This is a genomic window from Serratia sp. CoH_122_TC_1 (assembly GCF_058191755.1).
The window spans coordinates 258,623-281,010 of record NZ_JBXWLA010000007.1; the positions used below are offsets into that span (position 1 = coordinate 258,623).

Sequence of the window (22,388 nt, forward strand, 5' to 3'; positions counted from 1 at the left end):
ATTCAAACAGTGAAATGGGATCATGACAATCCAGTTTGAAACCGCGACGACCGACGTGGCTGCACAATGTTTTCTCAACGCATTGATGCGTGAAACTCGGGACTGGCAAATCGTTCCGCCAGCCAGCCACCAACAGTATCCACAACTCCACATTCCACTTTCGTCTTCTCAGGCTATTCGCATCGCGTTACGCCATACCTCCCCCACTCAGCATCACCAATATCTGTTCCCGGCACGTCTGCATCAGCAGGACGATGGGGCTGGCGTGGCGCTGAGCATAGAGCAACTGGTCACTCTGTTGCTGGAGAAACCGGCGGTGAAAGGTGAATTGTCGGATGACGTGGTAGCCCGCTTCCGTCAGCGTGTGCTGGAAAGTCATGATAATACCCAACAGGCGATCACTGTTCGCCTGGACTGGCCTGCGCTGCGCGACAAGCCATTGAATTTTGCCCAAGCGGAACAGGGCCTGCTGGTCGGCCACGCCTTCCACCCGGCACCAAAATCCCACGAGCCATTCAATGAGCAGCAGGCGCGCCGCTATCTGCCAGACTTTGGTGCCCGTTTCCCGCTACGTTGGTTTGCTGTCGATAAACGCCACCTGTGCGGTGATAGTCTTAATCTGACACTGCAACAACGCCTGCAGCGTTTTGCTGCCGAAAGTGCCCCGCAGTTGCTGGCGCACTTTACCGATGACGTCTGGTTGTTGCCGATGCATCCGTGGCAAGCCGACCATTTGCTGACGCAAGTCTGGTGCCAGGATCTGGTGGCTCAGGGGCTGCTGCGCGATCTGGGCGAAGCCGGTGAACGCTGGTTACCAACCAGTTCCTCGCGCTCGCTGTACAGCGCCAGCAACCGCGACATGATCAAGTTCTCCCTCAGCGTACGCCTGACCAACTCGGTGCGAACCCTGTCGGTAAAAGAAGTGAAACGCGGCATCCGTTTGGCCCGTTTGGCACAAACGCCACGTTGGCAGCAATTGCAGGCACGTTATCCAACCTTCCGTGTGATGCAGGAAGACGGCTGGGCCGGTCTGCGCTCTGCGGACGGGACGATTCAGGAAGAAAGCCTGATGGCACTGCGCGATAATCTGCTGTTCGACCAACCAGAAAACCAGACCAATGTGCTGGTGACCTTGACCCAAGCGGCACCGGACGGCGGCGACAGCTTGCTGGCTGCGGCAGTGCGCCGTTTAGCCACTCGCCTGAACTTGCCACTGCAGCAGGCCGCCCATACCTGGCTGGATGCTTACTGCCAACACGTCTTACTGCCGCTGTTCAGCACCGAAGCCGATTACGGACTGGTGCTTTTGGCCCACCAGCAAAACATTTTGGTAGAGATGCAGCAGGACCTGCCGATCGGGATGCTGTACCGCGACTGTCAGGGCAGCGGCTTTACCCGCGACGCTGGGCCGTGGTTGGAAGAGATTGGCGAGGCCGATGCGGAAAACCGCTTCAGCGAACAGCAGTTGCTGCGTTACTTCCCTTACTACCTCCTGGTGAACTCCAGCCTGGCGGTCACCGCTGCGCTGGCGGCGGCCGGTTTCGACAGTGAAGAACAGCTGATGGCCCGGGTGCGCGATGCACTGAGCGGCCTGCGGGCCAACGCCAAAAATACCCTGTGCCTTGACTACGTGCTCGACAGCAACCATTGGAACTGCAAAGGCAATTTCTTCTGTTACCTGCACGACCATAACGAAAATACCATCGTCGATCCGGCGGTGATTTACTTCGACTTCGTCAACCCGCTGCGCCTGGGGGCTACCCAATGATGCCGCACGCCAAACTGATGCATGCCGGCAGCGGTTTTCGCTGCGAGCAGTTGAAAAAGGAGCTGCAACTCGGGCTGGGGCTGGACGGCAGTGCCGTGCTGCACTACCCGGGACCACTGCCGCAGGGCTGGTTAGTGCAGGCGCTGGATCAATTACTGATCGCGGCCCCCCAACTTAGCGGTATTACCCTGCCCTACGCGCAATGGTGCGAAGAACCGCAGGCTCAGGCGCTATTTACCTTGGCAAGCAGTGATTACCTGGATCGCGACACCTTTTATCAACTGCCATTGTGGCTAGGTGCCGAACGCCACACTGCGTCAGGGAAGATGCAGTATGACGCCGAACGTGGCCTGTGGTTCCCGCAACGCCCGGCACGGCCCAGCGGCGAGGTGTATCGCCGTTACGATCCGCAGTTGAAGAAAACGTTGAGCTTCCGCCTGCCAGAAGTGGAACGCGACGCCGAACAGTTCACCCGCTGGATGAACTCACCTCGCGTCGACGCATTTTGGGAAATGAGCGGCCCACTGGAAACCCAGGCTGCCTACCTGCAGCGTCAACTGGACTCCAGCTACTGTTACCCACTACTGGGTTGCTTTGACGATCGCCCATTCGGCTATTTCGAAGTCTATTGGGCGCCGGAGGACCGTATCGGGCGTCACTACCGCTGGCAGCCGTTCGACCGCGGGCTGCACATGCTGGTCGGTGAAGAAGACTGCCGCGGCGCGCAGTACATCCGCAGTTGGCTACGTGGCCTGACGCATTATCTCTATCTGGACGAGCCACGCACCACAAGGGTCGTTGCGGAGCCACGCGCGGATAACCAGCGCCTGTTCCGTCATCTGCCGGCCGCGGGTTACCACACCGTCAAAGAGTTTGATTTCCCGCATAAGCGTTCACGCTTGATCATAAATCAGCGTGATGAATTCTTTCGGGGGGGTTCAGTATGATCACCACAGATTATGTCGACTGGCAGCGCGTTAACCGCCAAATGATCGCCAAGATCCTTGCCGAGCTGGAATACGAGCGCACGCTGCATGCCAATCAGCACGACGGGCAATGGCACATCACGTTAGGCGACGCCCACTATAGCTTTAGCGCTGAACGCGGTATCTGGGGTTGGTTGCATATCGATCCGGCTACGCTGGTTTGCGATCAAACGCCGTTAGCTGCCGACCAGACGCTGCGTCAGTTAGCGCAGGTGCTGAAAATGGACGATGCGCAGATCGCCGAGCATTTGGAAGATCTGTACGCCACGCTGCGCGGCGATATGCAGTTACTCTCCGCCCGTCATGGCATGAGCGCACAGGATTTGATTGCGCTGGACGCCGATGCGCTGCAATGTCTGCTGGCCGGGCATCCCAAGTTTGTGTTTAACAAAGGTCGCCGCGGCTGGGGGCTGACCGCCTTACAGCAGTATGCGCCCGAGTATCAGGGGCAGTTCCGCCTGCACTGGGTTGCAGCCAAGCGAGGTAGCTTCGTCTGGTGTGCTGATGAAGAGTATCCACTGGAAAATCTGCTTGGCAGTGCGATGGATTACGCTGAACGCCAGCGCTTTGACCGCCGTTGGCGCGAGCTGAGACTGACCCATGATTGGATCCCGGTGCCGCTGCATCCGTGGCAGTGGCAGCAAAAGATTGCCCTGCACTTCCTGCCGCAGCTGGCCGAAGGCGAATTGGTGGAGCTGGGTGAATTCGGCGACCGCTATTTGGCACAGCAATCGTTGCGTACCCTGACCAACATCAGCCGCCGCTCCGCATTCGACATTAAGTTGCCGCTGACCATTTACAACACCTCGTGTTATCGCGGGATCCCGGGTAAATACATCAGCGCCGGACCCGCCGCCTCGCGCTGGTTACAGCAGATATTTACCGAAGACAGCACGCTGCAGGGCAGCGGCGCCGAGATCCTTGGCGAACCGGCGGCAGGCTATATGACACACCCAACCTACGCCTCTTTGGCCAAAGCCCCCTATCGGTATCAGGAAATGCTTGGGGTGATCTGGCGTGAGAACCCGTCTTGCTATCTGCAGGAAGGCGAACAAGCCATTTTGATGGCGACGCTGATGGAAACGGACAACCACGGCCAACCACTGATCGCCGCCTATATCGCCCGTTCCGGCCTGAGCGCCGAGGCTTGGTTGCAGCAAATGTTCAGTGTGACGGTGGTGCCTATGTATCACCTGATGTGCCGCTACGGCGTGGCGTTGATCGCCCACGGCCAGAATATCACGCTGGTGATGAAGGACCATGTGCCGCAGCGCGTGCTGTTAAAAGACTTCCAGGGCGATATGCGCCTGGTGGATCAAGACTTCCCTGAAGCGGCATCGCTACCAAACGTCGTGAAGGATGTCACCGTACGTCTGTCTGCCGACTACCTGATCCATGACTTGCAAACCGGGCATTTCGTCACTGTGCTGCGTTTTATTTCGCCGCTGATGCAAGCCTGTGGGATCAGTGAAACCCGTTTCTATCAACTGCTGGCGCAGGTGTTGAACAGCTACATGGCTCAACACCCCGACATGGCAGAACGCTTTGCTCTCTTTGATCTGTTTAAGCCACAAATCATTCGCGTGGTGCTCAACCCGGTGAAACTCACCTATTCAGAACAGGACGGTGGCAGCCGCATGTTGCCAAACTATCTGCAGGATCTGGATAACCCTCTTTACCTGGTCACCAAGGAGTTTGCCCAATGAATCAGCCCCTGGATTTCATCGGCATTGGCATCGGCCCGTTCAACCTCAGCATTGCCGCGCTCGGCAGTGAAGTCGCCGGTTTTAACGCTAAGTTCCTCGAGCGTAAACCTCATTTTTCCTGGCATCCCGGCATGATGGTGCCTGATTGCCATATGCAGACCAGTTTCCTGAAAGACCTGGTCAGTGCGGTATCGCCGACCAACCCCTACAGCTTTATTAACTATCTGGTAAAGCGGAAGAAATTTTACCGTTTCCTGACCACCGAGATGCGCACGGTGTCGCGTGAAGAGTTCGCCGACTACCTGGACTGGGCCGCCAATGGTTTAAAGTCGCTTGAGTTCAGCCAAGACATTCAAAGCGTGGACTTTGACGACCAGCAGCGCCAATTTGTCGTCACCACCCAACGTGCAACCTATCGGGCACGCCACGTCTGTCTGGGCATCGGCAAACGCATCAAGCTGCCGGACTGTGTCACCGAACAAAACGACCGCTGCTTCCACGCCAGTGAAATGACGTTGCGCAATCCAGACTTGACCGGTAAGCGTGTCACCATCGTCGGCGGTGGCCAGAGCGGTGCGGATCTGTTCCTCAATATTTTTCGCGCCGAGTGGGGCCAGCCAGCCCAGTTGAACTGGATCTCACGCCGCAACAACTATAATGCTTTGGACGAAGCCGCCTTCGCCAACGAGTACTTCACCCCAGACTACGTTGACGACTTCTACGGCCTAAACGACAGCGCCAAGCAACGCATGCTGACCGAGCAGAAGATGACCTCTGACGGCATCACCAGCGACTCGCTATTAGCGATTTACCGTGCGATGTATCACCAGTTTGAAGTGCTGCGTGAAAAACCTTGGGCACATCTTTTGCCAAGCCGCTCTCTGGCAGCGATACAGGCCGCAGGCAACGGCTGGCAGTTGGTCACGCATCACCATCTCGATCAGGGCCGGGAAACCTTCGATACCGACGTGGTGATCTTCGCCACCGGCTACCAGCAGGATCGCCCTGCGTTCCTTGAACCGCTGGCAAACCGCCTACTGACCACCGCCGATGACCAGTACTCTGTGGCCCCAGACTTCAGCCTGGAGTGGGAAGGCCCCAAGGAAAACTGCCTGTTTGCCGTTAACGCCGGTATGCACAGTCACGGCATCGCCGAACCCCAGCTCAGCCTGATGGCCTGGCGATCGGCTCGTATTCTCAACCGGGCTTTAGGACGCGACCAGTTCGATTTAACGTCCACCCCGGCTGTGATCCAATGGCGCAGTCGGCAGCCGGGCACACCAGCCCGCGCCGATCACGTCATGCTCAATTACACCGAGTTTTAACTCTACCTTATAGCTTTCAAGTTGCAGCCAGGCGACCAGCTCACTCATCCCCAGGCGCTTACTAAAGGTAAGTAACTGGGGTGAGTGAGTGCAGGTAACAACGCAGCAGCTTGAAAGATGACGGGTATACACACCAATACGGGAAACACAGGTCCATAACGATGAAACGCAAACACCTCTGGGTATTAAATCCTTGCCTGCTGGCGATGCTCGCACCCGCGGCGGCTTGGGCAGAAGAACAAAAAAACGAAGAGCAAATGGTCGTCTCAGCCAGCCGTTCCCACCGTACGGTGGCAGAAATGGCACAAACCACCTGGGTGATTGAAAGCCAGGAAATTGAGCAACAGGTTCAGGGTGGTAAAGAGATCAAGGACATGCTGGCACAGTTGATCCCTGGCATGGACGTTAGCGGCCAGGGGCGCACCAACTACGGCATGAACCTGCGCGGTCGTTCAATGATGGTGATGATCGACGGCGTGCGTTTGAACTCTTCACGCAGCGACAGCCGCCAGTTGGATTCGATTGACCCGTTCAATATTGACCACATTGAAGTCATCTCCGGTGCCACCTCGCTCTACGGCGGCGGCAGTACCGGTGGTCTGATCAACATCGTCACAAAAAAAGGCCAGAAAGAGCAGCAGGTCGAACTGCAAATCGGCGGCAAAACCGGCTTTGGCGGCCATACTGACCACGACGAGAACGTAGCGGCGGCCGTCAGCGGCGGCAATGATAATGCCTCAGGCCGTCTGTCGGTTTCTTATCAGCGCTATGGCGGTTGGTACGATGGTAAGGGCAATGAAGTCCTGATCGACAATACCCAGACTGGCCTGCAGTATTCTGACCGTCTCGACGTGATGGGTACCGGCACCATTAACATCGACGACCACCAGCAGTTGCAGCTGACCACTCAGTATTACAAAAGCCAGTCCGACGGCGACCACGGCCTGTTCCTTGGAGAAAATTTCGCGGCGGTAACCGGCAACGCCAAGGCGTACAACAGCGGTAACCTCAATTCAGATCGTATTCCGGGTACCGAACGTCATCTGATCAACCTGCAATACTCCAATACCGACTTCCTCGGGCAGGATCTGGTTGCGCAGGTCTATTACCGCGATGAGTCACTGACTTTTTACCCGTTCCCGACGCTGGCGGGCAAAGCACCAAACTATTACGTCAGCAGCATTGGGGCTTCACAGCAGAAGACCGACTTTTACGGTGGCAAGCTGACGCTGAACAGTAAGCCAATCGACGACCTGACGTTGACCTACGGCATCGACGCCGAGCATGAGACGTTCAACTCCAACCAGCAGTTCTTCAATCTGGCAAAAGCGCAGCAGTCCGGCGGTATGGATCTGCAAAATGCTTATAACACCGGGCGTTATCCTGGCTACAGCACCACCAACCTGGCTTCATTCCTGCAGGCCAGCTACGACATCAACCCAATCTTTACGCTGAGCGGCGGCGTCCGTTATCAGTACACCGAAAACAAGATTGACGACTTTGTCGGTTATAGCCAACAGCAGGCCATCGCCACCGGCGGTGCGACCTCCGCGGACGCGATCCCTGGAGGGAAAACTGACTATAACAACGCCCTGTTCAACGCCGGCCTGTTAGCACATCTCACCGAACGCCAACAAACCTGGGTCAACTTCTCACAGGGTTACGAGATCCCGGATCCGGGCAAATATTACGGCAACGGCACTTATTCACTGAACAAGGGCCACTATCAGTTGAACAAAAGCGTCAACGTGGGTGATTCCAAGCTGGAAGGCATCAAGGTTAACTCCTATGAGCTTGGCTGGCGCTATACCGGTGATAACCTGCGCACGCAGATCGCCGGCTACTATTCCCTGTCCGATAAGAGCATTTCGATCAACAAGACCGACATGACGATTAACGTCAACTCGGACAAACGCCGTATCTACGGGGTGGAAGGCGCGGTCGATTACTTCTTCGAAGACAGCGACTGGAGTGCCGGTACCAACTTCAACGTCATTCGCTCTGAGACCAAGGTCAACGGCGAATGGAAAAAGTTGGTGGTGGATACCGCCAGCCCATCGAAAGTGACCGCCTATGTCGGCTGGGCGCCGGGCGATTGGAACCTGCGTCTGCAATCACAACAGACCTTTGACGTGTCGGATGACGGCGATTACACCAAAGCCGGCTCCACCCAGGGCCGCAAAATTGATGGCTACAACACCATCGACTTCCTCGGTAGCTATGCCCTGCCGGTGGGTAAACTCAGTTTCAGCGTAGAGAACCTGCTGGACAGGGAGTACACCACGGTATGGGGCCAACGTGCACCTATCCTTTATAGCCCAACCTACGGCTCACCAGAGCTATACAGCTATAAAGGCCGCGGCCGCACCTTTGGTCTGAACTACTCCGTCCTGTTCTGATCCTTCGGGCGGAGGCCACTCCGCCCAATCCCCTTGCCACATTGCCGATTTATATCAGTTGTGTAATAATTCCAATATATGATCAAGGAGTGATCGTTCATGGATGCACACCGGGTAAAACGGTTAGTATGGATCGCCAGCAGTAAAAAAGATCTGCTTTCTCTGCCGGATGAAGTCATAAAATCCGTCGGTTTTTCCCTTCATTGTGCACAGGCAGGATTAACGCCCCCTGGCGTAAAGGTGCTCAAGGGGTTTCAAGGGGTTTCAAGGCGCAGGAGTACTGGAAATCGTTGAAGACCACGACGGTAATACTTACCGCGCGGTTTATACTCTACGATTTGAGGATACCTTGTTTGTGTTGCACTGCTTTCAGAAAAAATCCAAGACAGGCGTAGCGACGCCTAAAGCGGATATTGAACTCATCAAGTCTCGCCTTAATAGAGCCAAACAGGTTTATGAGGACATGAAAAATGGCAACGTATGACGAAAATGATTTTGAGCTTGGCTCGGATAACGTTTTTGCCGATTTAAATCTGCCTGATGCCGACAATCTGCAACTAAAAGCCGACTTCGCTATTCAGATCATCAGTACCATCAAGCAACTTGGCCTCAATCAGAACCAAGCCGGTAAACGCATGAACCTGCCGCAGGCGCGTGTCTCCGCACTGTATAACGGTAAGTTCTTCAATATGTCGGAAAAAAAGTTGATGGAATGCCTCAACCGTCTCGGCTATGACATTGAGATCATTGTCAGGCCGAGCCAAAATCCCGTTGGTCACCGAACCCTCTCGGTGGCATGAAAATTCAGGGCCGTATCGGCCCTTTTTTACTTCTTGAACGGATGCTGTGCCAGCCAGTGGTCGGCAATATCCTGGCGCCGGCATACCCAGACGCGATCATATTGCTCGATATAATCCAGGAATCGCTGCAACGCACGAAACTTGCCCGGACGCCCCAATAAACGGCAATGCATGCCGATCGACAGCATTTTCGGTGACTCAGCCCCTTCGGCATACAGCACGTCAAAGCTGTCTTTCAGGTAGGTGAAGAACTGCTCGCCGGTGTTAAACCCTTGCGGTGAGGCAAAGCGCATGTCATTCGCCTCCAGGGTATAAGGCACGATCAAATGCGGTTTTTTCTCTCCGTTGGCGCACTGTACCTCGGTCCAAAACGGCAAATCGTCGCCGTAATAGTCGCTGTCGTACATCAGACCACCTTGTTCCACCACCAGCCGCCGGGTATTTGGGCTATCGCGGCCGGTATACCAGCCGAGCGGAGCCTTGCCAAACAGGTCGCGCAATACCCTGATGGCCTGTTGCATATGCTGCCGTTCGGTAATTTCGTCCATATGCTGGTAATGGATCCAGCGCCAGCCGTGGCTGACGACGTCGTAATTGGCGTTTTTGATCGCTTCAACCACCAATGGGTTGCGCGCCAGCGCCATCGCCACACCAAATACCGTCAACGGCAGGCCGCGGCGCTGAAACTCATTATAAATACGCCAGAATCCCGCGCGTGAACCATATTCGTACAGCGAATCCATCGACATATGCCGCTCGGGATAACTGGCGGCACCGATGATATCGGAGAGAAATTGTTCAGAGCCGGCGTCGCCGTGCAGCACGTTGTTTTCGGCACCTTCCTCATAGTTGAGGACAAACTGCACTGCAATGCGTGCCTGCCCAGGCCAACGCGCATGGGGCGGTTGCCCACCGTAACCGATCAAATCACGGGGGTAATCTTTATTGAACTGGTATTCACTCATCGCCGTTTCCCTATGCTGATTACCCGTTAAAATCGCTAAACATGCCGGACAAAGATTTTGCCGGTGGGAAATCCAGATCGCCGTGTTTACTGGTGCTTAGACCGAGTGCATTCAACGACTCGATCATCTTCACCGCTGCGCTGACGCCGTCGATCACCGGGATCCCCAACTCCAGCGTCAGTTCTCGCGCTAAATCGGCCATACCACCGCAGCCGAGAACAATCGCCCCGCTGCCGTCCTGCTGTTTTGTTCGGATGCATTGTTCACGCACTTTCTGCTGGGCCAGACCGCTGCCATCTTCCAGCGCGAGCACCGGTAGATCAATGGCATGCAGTGCAGCACAGTGCCGTTCAAAGCCATATTGATGTAGCAGATGCCGTGCAATGACCAGCGTGCGTGGCAGCGTGGTGACGATAGAGAAACGCGTCGCCACCAGCGTCGCCATATGCATTGCTGCTTCAGCGATGCCAATCACTGGTGCACTGGCCAATTCACGCGCCGCCAGCAGGCCCGGATCGCCGAAGCAGGCGATAACATGCCCGCTCACACCCGCTTCTCGGCCCAGCCTCACCTGCTGCAATACGCCGATGGCGGCGATAGCCTCGTCAAAATGGCCTTCTATCGACGGGGCCCCAGCTTGCGGACAGACTGCCTGAATCTCGGTACCCGGCGCCGCTGCCGCTCGGGCAGCAACGGCTATGGTTTCGGTCATCGCCAGACTGGTATTCGGATTAATGACCTGAATGATGCAGCAAACGGTCATCGCGCCTCCCGTGATGCGGTTGCAGCAAAAATATGGGCGAAATCCGGCACCTCATGGGTGCCTTGATCAAAGCGTAAATTAGCCACGATATCGTCAAAATGACGGGACAGATGATCCACCAACGCTGCGCTGTCCTTCGCACACAACAACGCCAATAGATCGCTGTGATCATGGCAACGACAGCCTTGCTGCCACGGAGAGCCGTAAACAGCGATCACCAAGGATGAGCGCAGTGTGAGCAGCGAAACCATCTCCGTTAGCACCTGATTGCCGGCAATGGCCTGCAGCTGCACATGAAACGACGCCGACAGGCGAATCGCCGCCGCCCCGTCCTGATCGCGGTGCGCCTGCTGTTCCTGCGCCACGATCTCTTCCATCGCCAACATATGACCTTCACCGCAGTGCGCAATCACCTGCGGCAGGTTGGCACACTCCAACATTTTTCGCGTTTGGAAAACGTGAGCAGCTTCGTCCTGCCCCGGCGTTGCCACCTGTGCACCACGTTTGGGCAGTTGGGTAACCAGTTGCACTGCGGCAAGGCGCTGTAATACCCGCCTAATGCCGGTCCGGCTGACACCAAAGGTTTCTGCCAGCGCCTCTTCCGGCAGTTTACTGCCGGGCAGCAACCGGTGTTCGACGATGGCTTTCACCAGCGAGTTATAAATATGATCGTCTTTATCTTCAATGAAATACGTGGCCTGTTGCCCGTGCCACACGGCGCTGGCGTCCTTCGTCATACCGATCATTTTTCTGCCCCTCGTCCCCTTCGATAGTCAAATCGTATACAAAAAATAGATATTTTGTATACAAGAAAGCACAGTTTGGCCTGGATCCTGCAAAAGCCCTCTCAGCACGCTTTACCAAAAACAGATAACGACATCCGGGTGACGTTCTTGAGAGGAGCACGATTTATGCCAAACCCTAATGAAAACTACAGTCCCAAGCTGTGCAACGATGACCTGGCACCCACGCGTGACCAGAACTGGAGCTGGTACAACATCTTTTCTTTCTGGATGTCGGATGTACACAGTATGGGCGGCTATGTGGTGGCAGCCAGCTTCTTTGCTCTGGGTCTGTCGAGCTGGCAGGTGTTGATTTGCCTGTTGGCGGGAATTTGCATCGTACAGTTTTGCGCTAATCTGGTGGCCAAACCCAGCCAACTTGGCGGCGTGCCTTACGCCGTATTAAGCCGTCAGGCGTTTGGCGTGTTTGGCGCCAATATTCCCGCGGTAATCCGCGGCATGATTGCCTTCGCCTGGTATGGCATCCAAACCTACCTGGCGTCCAACGCGCTGATGCTGACGCTGCTTAAATTCTTCCCGTCGCTGGAGCCAATGACTCTGCCGCATTTTCTTGGGCTATCGCAACTTGGATGGTTTTGTTACATCACCATGTGGCTATTGCAGGCAATGGTGTTTTGGCATGGCATGCAGGCCATTAAGCGCTTTATCGATATCGCCGGGCCGGCCGTTTATGTGGTGATGTTCGCGCTGGCGGGCTGGATTATTTACCGCGTTGGTTTTTCCAACCTTTCCCTCACGCTAACAAGTAAAAATCTGAGTGCCGGCGAACAAGGCTGGCTAATGCTGACGGCTACTGCGCTGGTGGTATCGTATTTTTCCGGTCCACTGCTTAACTTTGGCGATTTTACCCGCTACGGCAAAAGCTTTGCCGAGGTGCAACGCGGTAACCGTTGGGGGCTGCCGTTCAACTATCTGTTATTTTCGCTGGTGACGGTGGTGATTGTTTCCGGCACCTTGCCGCTGTTCGGGCAGCTCATCACCGATCCCATCGAAACGGTCACCCGCCTCGACAGTGATATTGCCGTCGCCCTTGGGTTGCTGACCATGATAGTGGCCACTATTGGCATTAATATTGTGGCCAACTTTGTGTCACCGGCGTTTGATTTCTCTAACTGCTCACCGCAGAAAATCAGCTTCCGTACTGGCGGGATGATTGCCGCTGTCGGTTCATTCCTGCTCACGCCGTGGAATTTGTTCCAGTCGCCCGAGTTGATTCATTACACGCTGGATGTTCTGGCGGCCTTTATCGGCCCGTTGTTCGGTATTTTGTTGGTGGATTTTTACATCATCAAGCGGGGGGAATTGCATGTCGATGACTTGTATAACGCCACACCGACGGGCCGCTACTGGTACAAAAATGGGTTCAACCCAAATGCTATCTGGGCGCTGGTACCCGCAGTGATAATTGGACTGGCGATCAGCTTCACACCGGGTTTGCATGAGGTGGCAAACTTCAGTTGGTTTATTGGTGCTGCATTGGGTGGGGGATGTTATCGAATCATTGCCCGCCGCGAATGGGCGGCCAATCAGGCGGTCACCTTTGCCAAAGCCGAATTGAGCAAAGAGTAAAAACAACGAAGCCCTGAGTTATTGCTAACTCAGGGCTTCTGAATGTTGGCGGAACGGACGGGGCTCGAACCCGCGACCCCCTGCGTGACAGGCAGGTATTCTAACCAACTGAACTACCGCTCCGCGCCGTTCTTCTCTTTCGAGAGGAACGAGGCGCATATTACGGTTGAGTCAGTATTGCGTCAATGCCTTTTTCTTACCAAATGAACCGTTTGCGCAGTTTTTCAGCTAACACGACGCAAAGGCTACTCAACCGCCTTTTTATACGCAAAAAACAGCGTTACTCCACGTCAGTACGCCACAGACAACTGCCACCTTTTTTCGCCACCAGATCCAGGCGAGCTTCGTGTGCGGCTACTTCTGCCTCGCTGGCGTAAACCACTTTCATCGTTGTCGCCGGGCGAACAATACGCTGAATGTCCTGCGTTGAGTTGTTATTCTGGGTATCACCTTCCATCTGGAACGCGATCGACGTCTGACCACCGGTCATCGCCAGATACACTTCCGCCAGGATCTCGGCATCGAGCAATGCGCCGTGCAACGTACGCTTGCTGTTGTCTATCTCATAACGGCTGCATAAGGCGTCGAGGTTATTGCGTTTGCCCGGAAACAGACGACGCGCCATTAACAGGCTGTCGGTGATGGTGCAGAAGGTATCGGTCTTCGGAATGCCCTGCTGCAACATGCGGAATTCGTGATCCATAAAGCCGATGTCGAACGCTGCGTTATGGATGACTAACTCACCGCCACGGATAAAGTCGATAAACTCATCGGCAATTTGGTCAAACGTCGGTTTATCTGCCAAGAATTCATCGCTGATACCATGAACGCCATAGGCTTCAGGATCGACCAAGCGATCAGGCTTGATATAAACATGGTAGTGACGGCCCGTCGGGCGACGGTTAATCACCTCAACGGCACCAATTTCAATGATGCGGTGGCCTTCGTAATGCACCCCGAGTTTGTTCATACCGGTGGTTTCGGTATCGAGGACAATCTGTCTGGTGGTTGTAGAGATCATATTGCAGTGCTCACAGCGCTCGTTTATGTCAGACTTGGCTTTTATAAAACTGATAGGAAGAGTCTACCAGAGATGCTCAAACAGGTAGAAATTTTCACCGACGGCTCCTGCCTTGGCAATCCGGGCCCCGGTGGTTATGGCGCAATATTGCGTTATAAACAAACTGAGAAAACCTTTAGCGCGGGCTTCCGCCTGACCACCAACAACCGTATGGAGATGATGGCGGCCATTGTCGCACTGGAAGCTCTGACAACGCCTTGTGAAGTGATCCTCAGTACCGACAGCCAATATGTGCGCCAGGGCATCACCAGTTGGATCCACAACTGGAAAAAACGCGGCTGGAAAACTGCCGACAAAAAACCGGTTAAGAATGTCGATCTGTGGCAACGGCTGGATTTGGCTATTCAGCGCCACAGTGTCAAATGGGAGTGGGTTAAAGGCCACGCCGGCCACCCGGAAAACGAACGTTGTGACGTGCTGGCACGTGATGCGGCAGGTAACCCAACCCAAGATGACGTGGGTTACAAGCCGGAAAACTAAGGCAGCTTGCGATAACTCTTGGTCGCGCCAACCGCGCGGCTGAGAGAAGGCTTTCTCGCCCCGAGCTTCATCGGCGTTGGCGTCAACGGCAAAGTGCGTTTACGCGCAACGATCACGCTCATGCACCCCAGCGCCGGTAAATGTGTACACAGAAACTTCCCGCCTTTGCGCTGCCACGGCAGCACATGAAAACGCGACTGATATAACACTTCATAATTCAACAGGCTCAGCCAGTCCAGCAAGCGCATCTGGGTGAACATCCGGCTGACATAGGGCTGACGACGACGCAATCCAGGCACCAGCTTGCCTAAGCCCAGCAAACTGAACGGGTTGAAACTGCTGATCACCAGCCAACCGTCATCAATCAACACGCGATCGACTTCACGTAGCATACGGTGCGGATCGTCAGCATAAGACAACGTATGCGCCAATAAGCAGGCATCCACGGATTTAGCGGCAAAGGGCAACTGGTAGGCGTCCGCGATCACCTGCAGGTTTTCACCTTCCAGACTCACATTCACCTGATGCGAAATAGCGCACTTGTCGGTGGCCAGGCTGGCGCTGAGATTACCAAGCTTAAGCAGATGGAAACCAAACAGCTTCGGCCACCAGGGTTGCAACTGTCGCTCGAGCGCCTCACGATAGTATTCCCCCCACGGCAACTCTGCCCAAGACTGTGGGCCGGTGAGCTTTTGTAGAGTATGGGCTGGTTTCATGATTTAGTGTCTTCTCTACCCAATGGATTCAAATTGCAGCCAGGCGGCTAACTTGTGCGTCCTCAAGCGCGAATGCCCGTCAGTCACTGGGGGAGCGCGTGCAGCAACAAATAACGCTGCGTTTTGAAAGACGACGGGTAAATCAAGCCGTTACCAACAAGAGGTCTTACATGAATCTTATCAGCATTCCCGCCTTCCAGGACAATTACATTTGGTTATTGGATAACCAGAAAGGCCATTGCATTATTGTCGACCCCGGCGAAGCGCAACCGGTGCTCGACGCGCTTGATCGCCTGCATCTGGTACCTGACGCCATTCTGCTTACCCATCATCATCACGATCACGTTGGCGGCGTAGCGCAAATCACGGCGCGCTATCCTGAGCTGAAAGTCTATGGCCCACAGGAAACGGCCGACAAAGGCGCCAACCACGTCGTTCATGACGGCGAAACCATCGAAATAGACGGCCTAAAATTCGCCACAATCGCCGTTCCCGGACATACATTGGGACATGTGGCATTCTATAGCGCCCCTTATCTGTTCTGCGGAGACACTATTTTCTCTGCTGGCTGCGGCAGGCTGTTCGAAGGGACCGCCGAGCAAATGTTCGACTCATTTCAACAACTCGCGCAACTTCCCGATAACACCTTAATTTGTTGCGCGCATGAATATACGCTTTCAAATCTTAAGTTTGCGCGGGCTATTTTGCCGGAAGATCGAGAGATTGAAACATATCAGCAACAAGTCACTGCGTTACGGGCAAAAGGCCAACCCAGCGTGCCCACCACGCTACAATTAGAGCGTAAAATTAACGTATTTTTACGCTGTCATGACGCTGATTTACAAAGGAAATTAGGCTTTCATACGCCACCGCAACACCTTCATTCAGTTTTTTCCGAATTACGCCTGCGGAAAGACAACTTCTGAGCTTTTAGTTGTGTTATTTGACGAAGCAAAGTATGATTGCTCGTCTTTTAAGCAACTACATTGACACACACATGAAGGCTAAAGCGATATTTCTCGCCTCAGTCTTGCTAGTGGGGTGCCAGTCGTCCAGGCAGGACGCACCGGCCCCAGAACAGCATGCACAGAGTTTGTCTTCGGCAGGTCAAGATGGTGAAGCAGGAGAGTACACAGCGAATGGTCGAGCGAGCTCGGCGCGGTGGCTAGATAACAATAGTGGTGCCGCGCAACAGAACCTGTGGAACTTCATTAGCGACGAGCTGAAGATGGAGGTTCCGGAAAATTCCCGGATCCGTGATCAAAAAAGAAAGTACCTAAAAAGTAAGAGCTATCTCCACGATGTAACATTACGGGCAGAGCCGTACATGTACTGGATAGTCGGGCAGATTAAGAAACGTAATATGCCGATGGAACTGGTACTGCTACCCATAGTGGAGAGCGCTTTTGACCCACACGCCACGTCAAATGCCAACGCCGCAGGGCTATGGCAAATCGTGCCGCAAACGGGTCGGAATTATGGTTTGAAAAACAATCAGTGGTATGACGGGCGACGCGATGTTGTAGCCTCGACGACCGCTGCGCTTGATATGATGCAGTATTTGAACCGCATGTTTAACGGTGACTGGTTACTGACCATTGCCGCTTATAACAGTGGTGAAGGCCGTGTCATGCAGGCGGTTAAGGCGAATAAGCGCCAGGGTAAGCCAACCAATTTCTGGGCATTGTCGCTTCCACGTGAAACGTCAATCTATGTCCCGAAAATGCTGGCACTGAGCGACATCATTAAAAACAGCAAGAAGTACGGTATCAATCTACCTAAGACTGATAACACCCGTGCACTGGCGCGTATTGATGTTGGGCAGCAGATACAGTTAACTCAGGCGGCTGAGATGGCTGGGCTTTCACTTACCAAGATGAAAGCTTACAACCCAGGCTACAAAAAAGGCGTTACGGCACCCAACGGGCCCCATTACATTATGGTTCCCAAAGGCCATGCCGATCAGCTGAAAGACTCGTTGGCCGACGGCCAAATCGCAGTGACTCAGCCAACAACCCAGTTGGCAAAGAACAGCGGTTTGACAGGCGGAAGTTCGTATAAAGTGCGCTCCGGCGACACGGTATCGGGCATCGCAAAACGGTTGAACATTAAGTCCAGCGATTTGCAGAGTTGGAACAACTTACGTGCCAAGAGCACCTTAAAAGTTGGGCAAACCCTGCAAGTGGCCAGCAACACTGGCAATAACAGCAGTATCACCTATCAGGTTCGTAAAGGTGATTCGCTCGCCAGTATTGCACGTCGTCACGGCGTCGATATTAACGACGTGATGCGTTGGAACTCAACGCTTGCAAAAGCCAACAACAGTCTGCAACCAGGTCTGAAATTGACCTTGTTTGTCAGCGATAAAACGTCGCCGGACACCTAAATTTCCGGCACAAAAAAAGCACCCTTCGGGGTGCTTTTTTATTGTCTGAATATTGGGCCCTGCCCTACCAGTGCGGTTTATCGGCTTCAGGATGAAACTCCACCAGTAGCGGGTTATGATCCGACGCACTGGTCACCAGCACCGAAGCCTCAGCCACACCCATATTGCGATAAAATACAAAGTCTAACGGACGCCCAAAGGCCTTACGGCGGTGATCATCCGTGAAGCTCACCTCACGCAATGCCATATCACTGGCAAACTGGTACAGCGCATTAATACGTTTACGGCTCCAGGCATTAAAATCACCGGCCATGATGACCGGTCCATGATGATTGGCAATTTGTTCACCTATCGGCCCCAGTTGCTTGCTATAAACGTCCACACCCAGGCTGAAGTTCACCGCATGGATATTCACGACCATCAATAGCTGGCCATTAAATAACGGATAGACGGTGATCAACGCCGACTTGGCTAATCGCAGCAGGGGTTCACGCTCGCGCAACGGGCAACAATAGACCGGATGCGCCGCCGCCAGCGTCATTACACCGGACGGGTGCTGTGGCAACACAAAAGCAGGAACCTGATCGGCAGCCAGATAATTTGAGGTGGCAAAACTCACCAGTTCAGGCGTCGTTTGCGCTTCCTGCAACAGTACCAGTTGCGCATCCTTACCATAACTTTCCAGCACCGAAAGCCAATCTGCCCGTTGCTGTTTAAAGATATTCCACACCATCACCCGTAACGCACCAGATGTGGGCAATGCAGCCCCGGGTGGCAGCGGTTGATTAATGGCGCCAGGGAAAATTCGCTCAACTGGCTGGCCTGCAACATACCTCATTGCATAAGTTCGTTTCGGCACGCTATTCGCCTATTTCCCATTAGGATGAAACTGGCGGTGACATTCCCGCCAACAATAATTCGATTATACGCCTGCCCTGACATGACGGCATGGCTTTTACGGGGCATACCCTTTTCAGTTATAGGGGCGTAAGGCGGGGAATTCAATCTTCTGACAGTATATGTGTGTAAAGGTTGGTGACGGTGAAGCATAAATGCAAAAAGGCCCGCAAAATGCGGGCCATGGAAAGGGGGATCAGGCCAGTTGCTGCCGGTATTTCTTATCCAAGCGTCCGCTAATGCCAACCAGTAACAGTGCCGCCAACACAATCAGCGCACCTATCCACGGCGTTTGCGCCAATCCCAGGCTTGCGACTGTTTGGCCGCCAATCACCGAACCCAGTGCAATACCCACGTTAAAGGCCGCGATATTCAGACCGGAAGCAACATCCACGGCATTTGGCGTGTACTGCTCTGCCTTCTGCACGACATACACCTGTAGGCCAGGAACGTTACCAAAGGCAAATACGCCCATCACGATCACCGTCATCAACGCAGCAACGCTGTGGCTAGCGGTGAACTGAAACACCAACAGCAACGCGGCCAGTGCGGCAAAAATAAAGCTGAGTGCGCGCACCGCCCCGTGTCGATCCGCCAGTTTGCCCCCCCAAATATTGCCCATCGCCACTGCAATACCGTAGGCCAGCAGGATCCAACTGACCGCCGGTGCGGAAAAGCCCGCCAGTTCCTGCATCATTGGCGCCAGGAAGGTAAAGGTTGTGAACACACCGCCGTAACCCAATGCAGTAATCGCGTAAATCAGCAGCAGGCGCGGATGGGTCAGTACTTTAAACTGCTCACCAATACTGGCACTGGCCTGATTTTTAATCGTGTTTGGCACCAGAATAATGCTGGCGATGGTCGCAATCACACCGATCAACGACACTGTCAGGAAGGTTTCACGCCAACCAAAGTGCTGACCGATAAAAGTCCCCAACGGCACCCCGGTCACCAGCGCGACAGTCAGGCCACCAAACATGATGGCAATCGCCGACGCCGCTTTCTCTTTCGCCACCAGGCTGGTGGCAATAGTGGAACCAATGGAGAAAAACACCCCATGAGCCAGCCCCGTCAGCAGACGTGCCACCACCAGCGACTCATAGCTTGGTGACTGCCAGGCCAATAAGTTACCCAAGGTAAACAACACCATCAGGCTGATCAGCAACAGCTTGCGCGGAACCCGACCCGTTAATGCCGTCAGGACCGGCGCACCAATGGCCACACCGATAGCGTAAATAGTCACTAACAGTCCGGCAGAAGGGACTGTCACCCCAAGTTGTTCTGCAATCGTCGGGATTAACCCAACAATCACGAACTCCGTCGTGCCGATAGCAAAGGCACTGATGGTCAATGCAAGTAATGCGAAAGGCATCTTTTTACTCCAAATAGCGTTCCAGTTGATGACGGCTATTATCGGCCCGTGCTTAAATGATAAAAATGCTCAAAATATCAAATTAATTTTGCCAAAGGAGCAATAGTGAAAGCGAACTCGGATGAGCTCATCACCTTCGTTACCGTGGTTGAAAGCGGCAGTTTCAGCCGAGCGGCGGAGCGGCTGGACCAAGCTAACTCGGTCGTCAGTCGTACGGTCAAGAAGCTGGAGACCAAGCTGGGCGTCACGTTGCTCAATCGCACTACGCGCCAGATCAGCCTGACGCAGGAAGGGGAAAACTATTTCCGCCAGGTGCAGAAGGTACTGAGTGATATGGCTGCGGCAGAAAACGCCTTAATGGAAAGCCGCCAGCGCCCTCAAGGGTTACTGCGCGTTGATGCCGCAACACCGGTGGTGTTACACGTATTAACGCCGTTGGTGGCTGAGTTTCGGGCGCTCTACCCGGAAATGTCCTTGTCGCTGGTGTCCTCAGAAAACTTTATCAATCTTATAGAACGTAAGGTAGATATTGCTATTCGCGTCGGCGAATTGACCGACTCCAGCCTGAAAGCACGTAAACTGATGACCAGCTATCGGCACATACTGGCCTCCCCTGCCTATTTAGCGCAACACGGCACGCCACAATCCGTAGAGGATCTGGCGCAGCACTGCTGCATAGGTTTTAACGACCTGCCCAGCCTGAACCGCTGGCCGCTCGCTTGCGCCGACGGTCGACAGCTAGAAATTACGCCGAGTCTGACCACCAACAGCGGTGAAACCCAGCGCCATCTGATCCTGCACGGTAACGGCATTGCCTGCCTGTCGGACTTTATGACTCATGCCGATATCAAACGCGGCGATCTGGTGCCAATCCTGGTGAAAGAGACCCTGCCGGTCGCGATGCCGATCAATGCGGTGTATTACAGCGACAGCGCCGTCAGCAACCGCCTGCGCAGCTTTATCGATTTTATCAGTGAGCGTCTGGCGCAATAAAAAAGGCGCCCATTAGGGCGCCTTGATGCGTATGGTGTTAAATCAATCCCAGTTCGGTGCCAAGCCTTCCGGGCTGACCAAACGGCCATTATTTTCCAACGTGGCGATCTCCGCCATGTCCTCGGCAGTCAGCGTCAACTGTTGCGCCAGCAGGTTGCTCGCCAGGTTTTCACGTTTGGTTGATGAAGGAATCACCGCGTACCCCTGCTGTAGCGCCCAAGCCAGAATGACCTGTGCCGGGGTAGCATTGTGGCGTGCCGCGATCGCCTTGATTGTCTCATCCTGCAATGCTTTGCCATATGCCAGCGTCATGTAGGAAGTAATAGCAATGCCATGCTGTTGGGCAAACGCCACAACTTTGCGGTTCTGCAGGTAAGGTGAAAGCTCAATCTGATTTGTGGCGATCTGATCGCTCCCCACGGCGTCAATCGCCTGCTGCATCAGATCCAGAGTGAAGTTGGACACACCAATCTGGCGCGTCAGGCCCAGCGCTTTGGCCTCGGCTAACTCAGCCATAAACTCTGCGACAGAGACCTCATCATTCGGCGAAGGCCAGTGGATTAAGGTTAAATCAACATAGGACGTTTGCAGCTTTGCCAGGCTTTCTTGCAGGCTTGGGATCAGCTTGCCCTTAGCCAGATTGGCGATCCAGATCTTGGTGGTGATGAACAGCTCGTCACGCGGAACACCGCTGGCGGCAATCGCCTGGCCTACCGCCGCTTCGTTTTCGTAGATCTGCGCAGTATCGATAACGCGGTACCCCAGCTCAAGTGCGCTAGTGACCGAGTCGATCACAACCTGATCCTGAAGACGAAAGGTACCTAAACCAAATGCAGGGATGCTCATAATTTTATTCTCTCATTAGGATGTTGAAACGATATGAGAGGATTATGGCAACTGTTTTGTTGATCAAAAACGCCCTATTGTGCATAAGACTTTTGATTAAACAGCAACAATTGCCGAAGCATTAACCCGGCAGAGATAATACTGCCGGGCATAGTGTTCTTTATATCGGCATTTATTTAGATAAATCTTTATAAAAACAGGGTTTCACCACATAAATCATGCAGAAATATTATGTTTCTTTGGATTTTGCATATGAAAAAGCCCTGAGTCATAGACTCAGGGCTTATCAATTAGTGGCGGAACGGACGGGGCTCGAACCCGCGACCCCCTGCGTGACAGGCAGGTATTCTAACCAACTGAACTACCGCTCCACCGGTTCTTTCACGTCACATCTGTCGATGTGGGCAAAACCGCACTTGGCGATTCTGCTCATTACCGGGTGTCAAACCGATAACGTTTAATTGATGCCTGGCAGTGTCCTACTCTCGCATGGGGAGACCCCACACTACCATCGGCGCTACGGCGTTTCACTT

Annotated in this window: 20 protein-coding genes and 2 tRNA genes; 12 read left to right on the forward strand and 10 right to left on the reverse strand. The window is 54.1% G+C overall.

From position 1 onward, the window contains the following. Positions 1-22: 22 nt before the first annotated feature. The 7 genes from AC2FC2_RS11555 (at position 23) to AC2FC2_RS11585 (ending at position 8,984) form a co-directional block, all read left to right on the forward strand. Positions 23-1,768 carry an IucA/IucC family protein gene (locus AC2FC2_RS11555; protein ID WP_490659237.1) on the forward strand — a complete coding sequence of 582 codons (1,746 nt, stop codon included), beginning with the start codon at positions 23-25 and terminating at the stop codon, positions 1,766-1,768. Then, entirely contained in the window at positions 1,765-2,715 is a 951-nt protein-coding gene (locus AC2FC2_RS11560; RefSeq protein ID WP_490659238.1) for a GNAT family N-acetyltransferase, read from the forward strand. Before AC2FC2_RS11555 ends, AC2FC2_RS11560 begins: the two co-directional genes overlap by 4 nt. Continuing rightward, positions 2,712-4,460: an aerobactin synthase IucC gene (gene iucC / locus AC2FC2_RS11565; protein WP_404760241.1), complete on the forward strand. Its 1,749-nt coding sequence runs from the start codon at positions 2,712-2,714 to the stop codon at positions 4,458-4,460. The genes AC2FC2_RS11560 and iucC overlap by 4 nt, the downstream gene beginning before the upstream one ends. Next, positions 4,457-5,785 carry a lysine N(6)-hydroxylase/L-ornithine N(5)-oxygenase family protein gene (locus tag AC2FC2_RS11570; RefSeq protein WP_490659239.1) on the forward strand — a complete coding sequence of 443 codons (1,329 nt, stop codon included), beginning with the start codon at positions 4,457-4,459 and terminating at the stop codon, positions 5,783-5,785. The genes iucC and AC2FC2_RS11570 overlap by 4 nt, the downstream gene beginning before the upstream one ends. A gap of 161 nt (positions 5,786-5,946) precedes the next feature. Continuing rightward, the gene (locus AC2FC2_RS11575) at positions 5,947-8,184 is read left to right on the forward strand and encodes a TonB-dependent siderophore receptor (RefSeq protein WP_490659240.1); all 2,238 of its coding nucleotides are present in this window, start codon (positions 5,947-5,949) and stop codon (positions 8,182-8,184) included. Positions 8,185-8,470: 286 nt separating this feature from the next. Further along, positions 8,471-8,668 carry a type II toxin-antitoxin system RelE/ParE family toxin gene (locus tag AC2FC2_RS11580; RefSeq protein ID WP_490659251.1) on the forward strand — a complete coding sequence of 66 codons (198 nt, stop codon included), beginning with the start codon at positions 8,471-8,473 and terminating at the stop codon, positions 8,666-8,668. Continuing rightward, positions 8,655-8,984, forward strand: a complete 330-nt coding sequence (locus tag AC2FC2_RS11585) for a helix-turn-helix domain-containing protein (protein ID WP_490659241.1) — start codon at positions 8,655-8,657, stop codon at positions 8,982-8,984. Before AC2FC2_RS11580 ends, AC2FC2_RS11585 begins: the two co-directional genes overlap by 14 nt. A 26-nt stretch (positions 8,985-9,010) precedes the next feature. Here the strand turns inward: AC2FC2_RS11585 and puuE are convergent, their stop codons facing one another. Genes puuE through AC2FC2_RS11600 form a run of 3 tightly spaced genes read right to left on the reverse strand, consistent with a single transcriptional unit; the run spans position 9,011 to position 11,458 of the window. Then, positions 9,011-9,949: an allantoinase PuuE gene (puuE, locus tag AC2FC2_RS11590; protein ID WP_490308925.1), complete on the reverse strand. Its 939-nt coding sequence runs from the start codon at positions 9,947-9,949 to the stop codon at positions 9,011-9,013. Between the two features lie 19 nt (positions 9,950-9,968). After that, the gene (gene hpxA / locus AC2FC2_RS11595) at positions 9,969-10,712 is read right to left on the reverse strand and encodes an allantoin racemase (protein WP_490659242.1); all 744 of its coding nucleotides are present in this window, start codon (positions 10,710-10,712) and stop codon (positions 9,969-9,971) included. After that, entirely contained in the window at positions 10,709-11,458 is a 750-nt protein-coding gene (locus AC2FC2_RS11600) for a GntR family transcriptional regulator (RefSeq protein ID WP_490659243.1), read from the reverse strand. Before AC2FC2_RS11600 ends, hpxA begins: the two co-directional genes overlap by 4 nt. Positions 11,459-11,623: 165 nt before the next feature. Here AC2FC2_RS11600 and AC2FC2_RS11605 point away from each other — a divergent pair, with 165 nt between their 5' ends. Then, positions 11,624-13,084 carry an NCS1 family nucleobase:cation symporter-1 gene (locus AC2FC2_RS11605; protein WP_209636850.1) on the forward strand — a complete coding sequence of 487 codons (1,461 nt, stop codon included), beginning with the start codon at positions 11,624-11,626 and terminating at the stop codon, positions 13,082-13,084. Positions 13,085-13,130: 46 nt separating this feature from the next. On the opposite strand, the gene AC2FC2_RS11610 is transcribed toward AC2FC2_RS11605, so the two are convergent. Further along, positions 13,131-13,207: transfer RNA gene (locus tag AC2FC2_RS11610), tRNA-Asp, on the reverse strand. Positions 13,208-13,364: 157 nt separating this feature from the next. After that, on the reverse strand, positions 13,365-14,105 hold the full coding sequence (dnaQ, locus tag AC2FC2_RS11615) for a DNA polymerase III subunit epsilon (protein ID WP_209636851.1): 741 nt from the start codon (positions 14,103-14,105) through the stop codon (positions 13,365-13,367). A gap of 72 nt (positions 14,106-14,177) precedes the next feature. On the opposite strand from dnaQ, the gene rnhA reads away from it, so the two are divergent. Next, positions 14,178-14,645 carry a ribonuclease HI gene (gene rnhA, locus AC2FC2_RS11620; RefSeq protein ID WP_209636853.1) on the forward strand — a complete coding sequence of 156 codons (468 nt, stop codon included), beginning with the start codon at positions 14,178-14,180 and terminating at the stop codon, positions 14,643-14,645. Here the strand turns inward: rnhA and AC2FC2_RS11625 are convergent. After that, positions 14,642-15,361: a class I SAM-dependent methyltransferase gene (locus tag AC2FC2_RS11625; RefSeq protein ID WP_265554833.1), complete on the reverse strand. Its 720-nt coding sequence runs from the start codon at positions 15,359-15,361 to the stop codon at positions 14,642-14,644. The genes rnhA and AC2FC2_RS11625 overlap by 4 nt on opposite strands. 170 nt (positions 15,362-15,531) lie before the next feature. Here AC2FC2_RS11625 and gloB point away from each other — a divergent pair, with 170 nt between their 5' ends. Both gloB and mltD read left to right on the forward strand, forming a co-directional pair. Then, complete coding sequence (gene gloB / locus AC2FC2_RS11630; RefSeq protein ID WP_209636926.1) at positions 15,532-16,287, forward strand: hydroxyacylglutathione hydrolase; 756 nt, start codon at positions 15,532-15,534, stop codon at positions 16,285-16,287. A 71-nt stretch (positions 16,288-16,358) separates the two neighbouring features. After that, complete coding sequence (mltD, locus tag AC2FC2_RS11635; RefSeq protein ID WP_209636928.1) at positions 16,359-17,747, forward strand: murein transglycosylase D; 1,389 nt, start codon at positions 16,359-16,361, stop codon at positions 17,745-17,747. Positions 17,748-17,811: 64 nt separating this feature from the next. On the opposite strand, the gene AC2FC2_RS11640 is transcribed toward mltD, so the two are convergent. Beyond that, entirely contained in the window at positions 17,812-18,606 is a 795-nt protein-coding gene (locus tag AC2FC2_RS11640; RefSeq protein ID WP_490659244.1) for an endonuclease/exonuclease/phosphatase family protein, read from the reverse strand. Between the two features lie 234 nt (positions 18,607-18,840). Next, on the reverse strand, positions 18,841-20,016 hold the full coding sequence (locus tag AC2FC2_RS11645; RefSeq protein WP_490659245.1) for an MFS transporter: 1,176 nt from the start codon (positions 20,014-20,016) through the stop codon (positions 18,841-18,843). 105 nt (positions 20,017-20,121) lie between these two features. Here AC2FC2_RS11645 and yafC point away from each other — a divergent pair, with 105 nt between their 5' ends. After that, positions 20,122-21,009 carry a DNA-binding transcriptional regulator YafC gene (gene yafC, locus AC2FC2_RS11650; protein ID WP_490659246.1) on the forward strand — a complete coding sequence of 296 codons (888 nt, stop codon included), beginning with the start codon at positions 20,122-20,124 and terminating at the stop codon, positions 21,007-21,009. A 42-nt stretch (positions 21,010-21,051) separates the two neighbouring features. Here the strand turns inward: yafC and dkgB are convergent, their stop codons facing one another. Together dkgB and AC2FC2_RS11660 are read right to left on the reverse strand one after the other, a co-directional pair. Then, positions 21,052-21,855 carry a 2,5-didehydrogluconate reductase DkgB gene (dkgB, locus tag AC2FC2_RS11655; RefSeq protein ID WP_490659247.1) on the reverse strand — a complete coding sequence of 268 codons (804 nt, stop codon included), beginning with the start codon at positions 21,853-21,855 and terminating at the stop codon, positions 21,052-21,054. Between the two features lie 294 nt (positions 21,856-22,149). Continuing rightward, a tRNA-Asp gene (locus tag AC2FC2_RS11660) sits at positions 22,150-22,226 on the reverse strand. Positions 22,227-22,388: the final 162 nt, after the last annotated feature.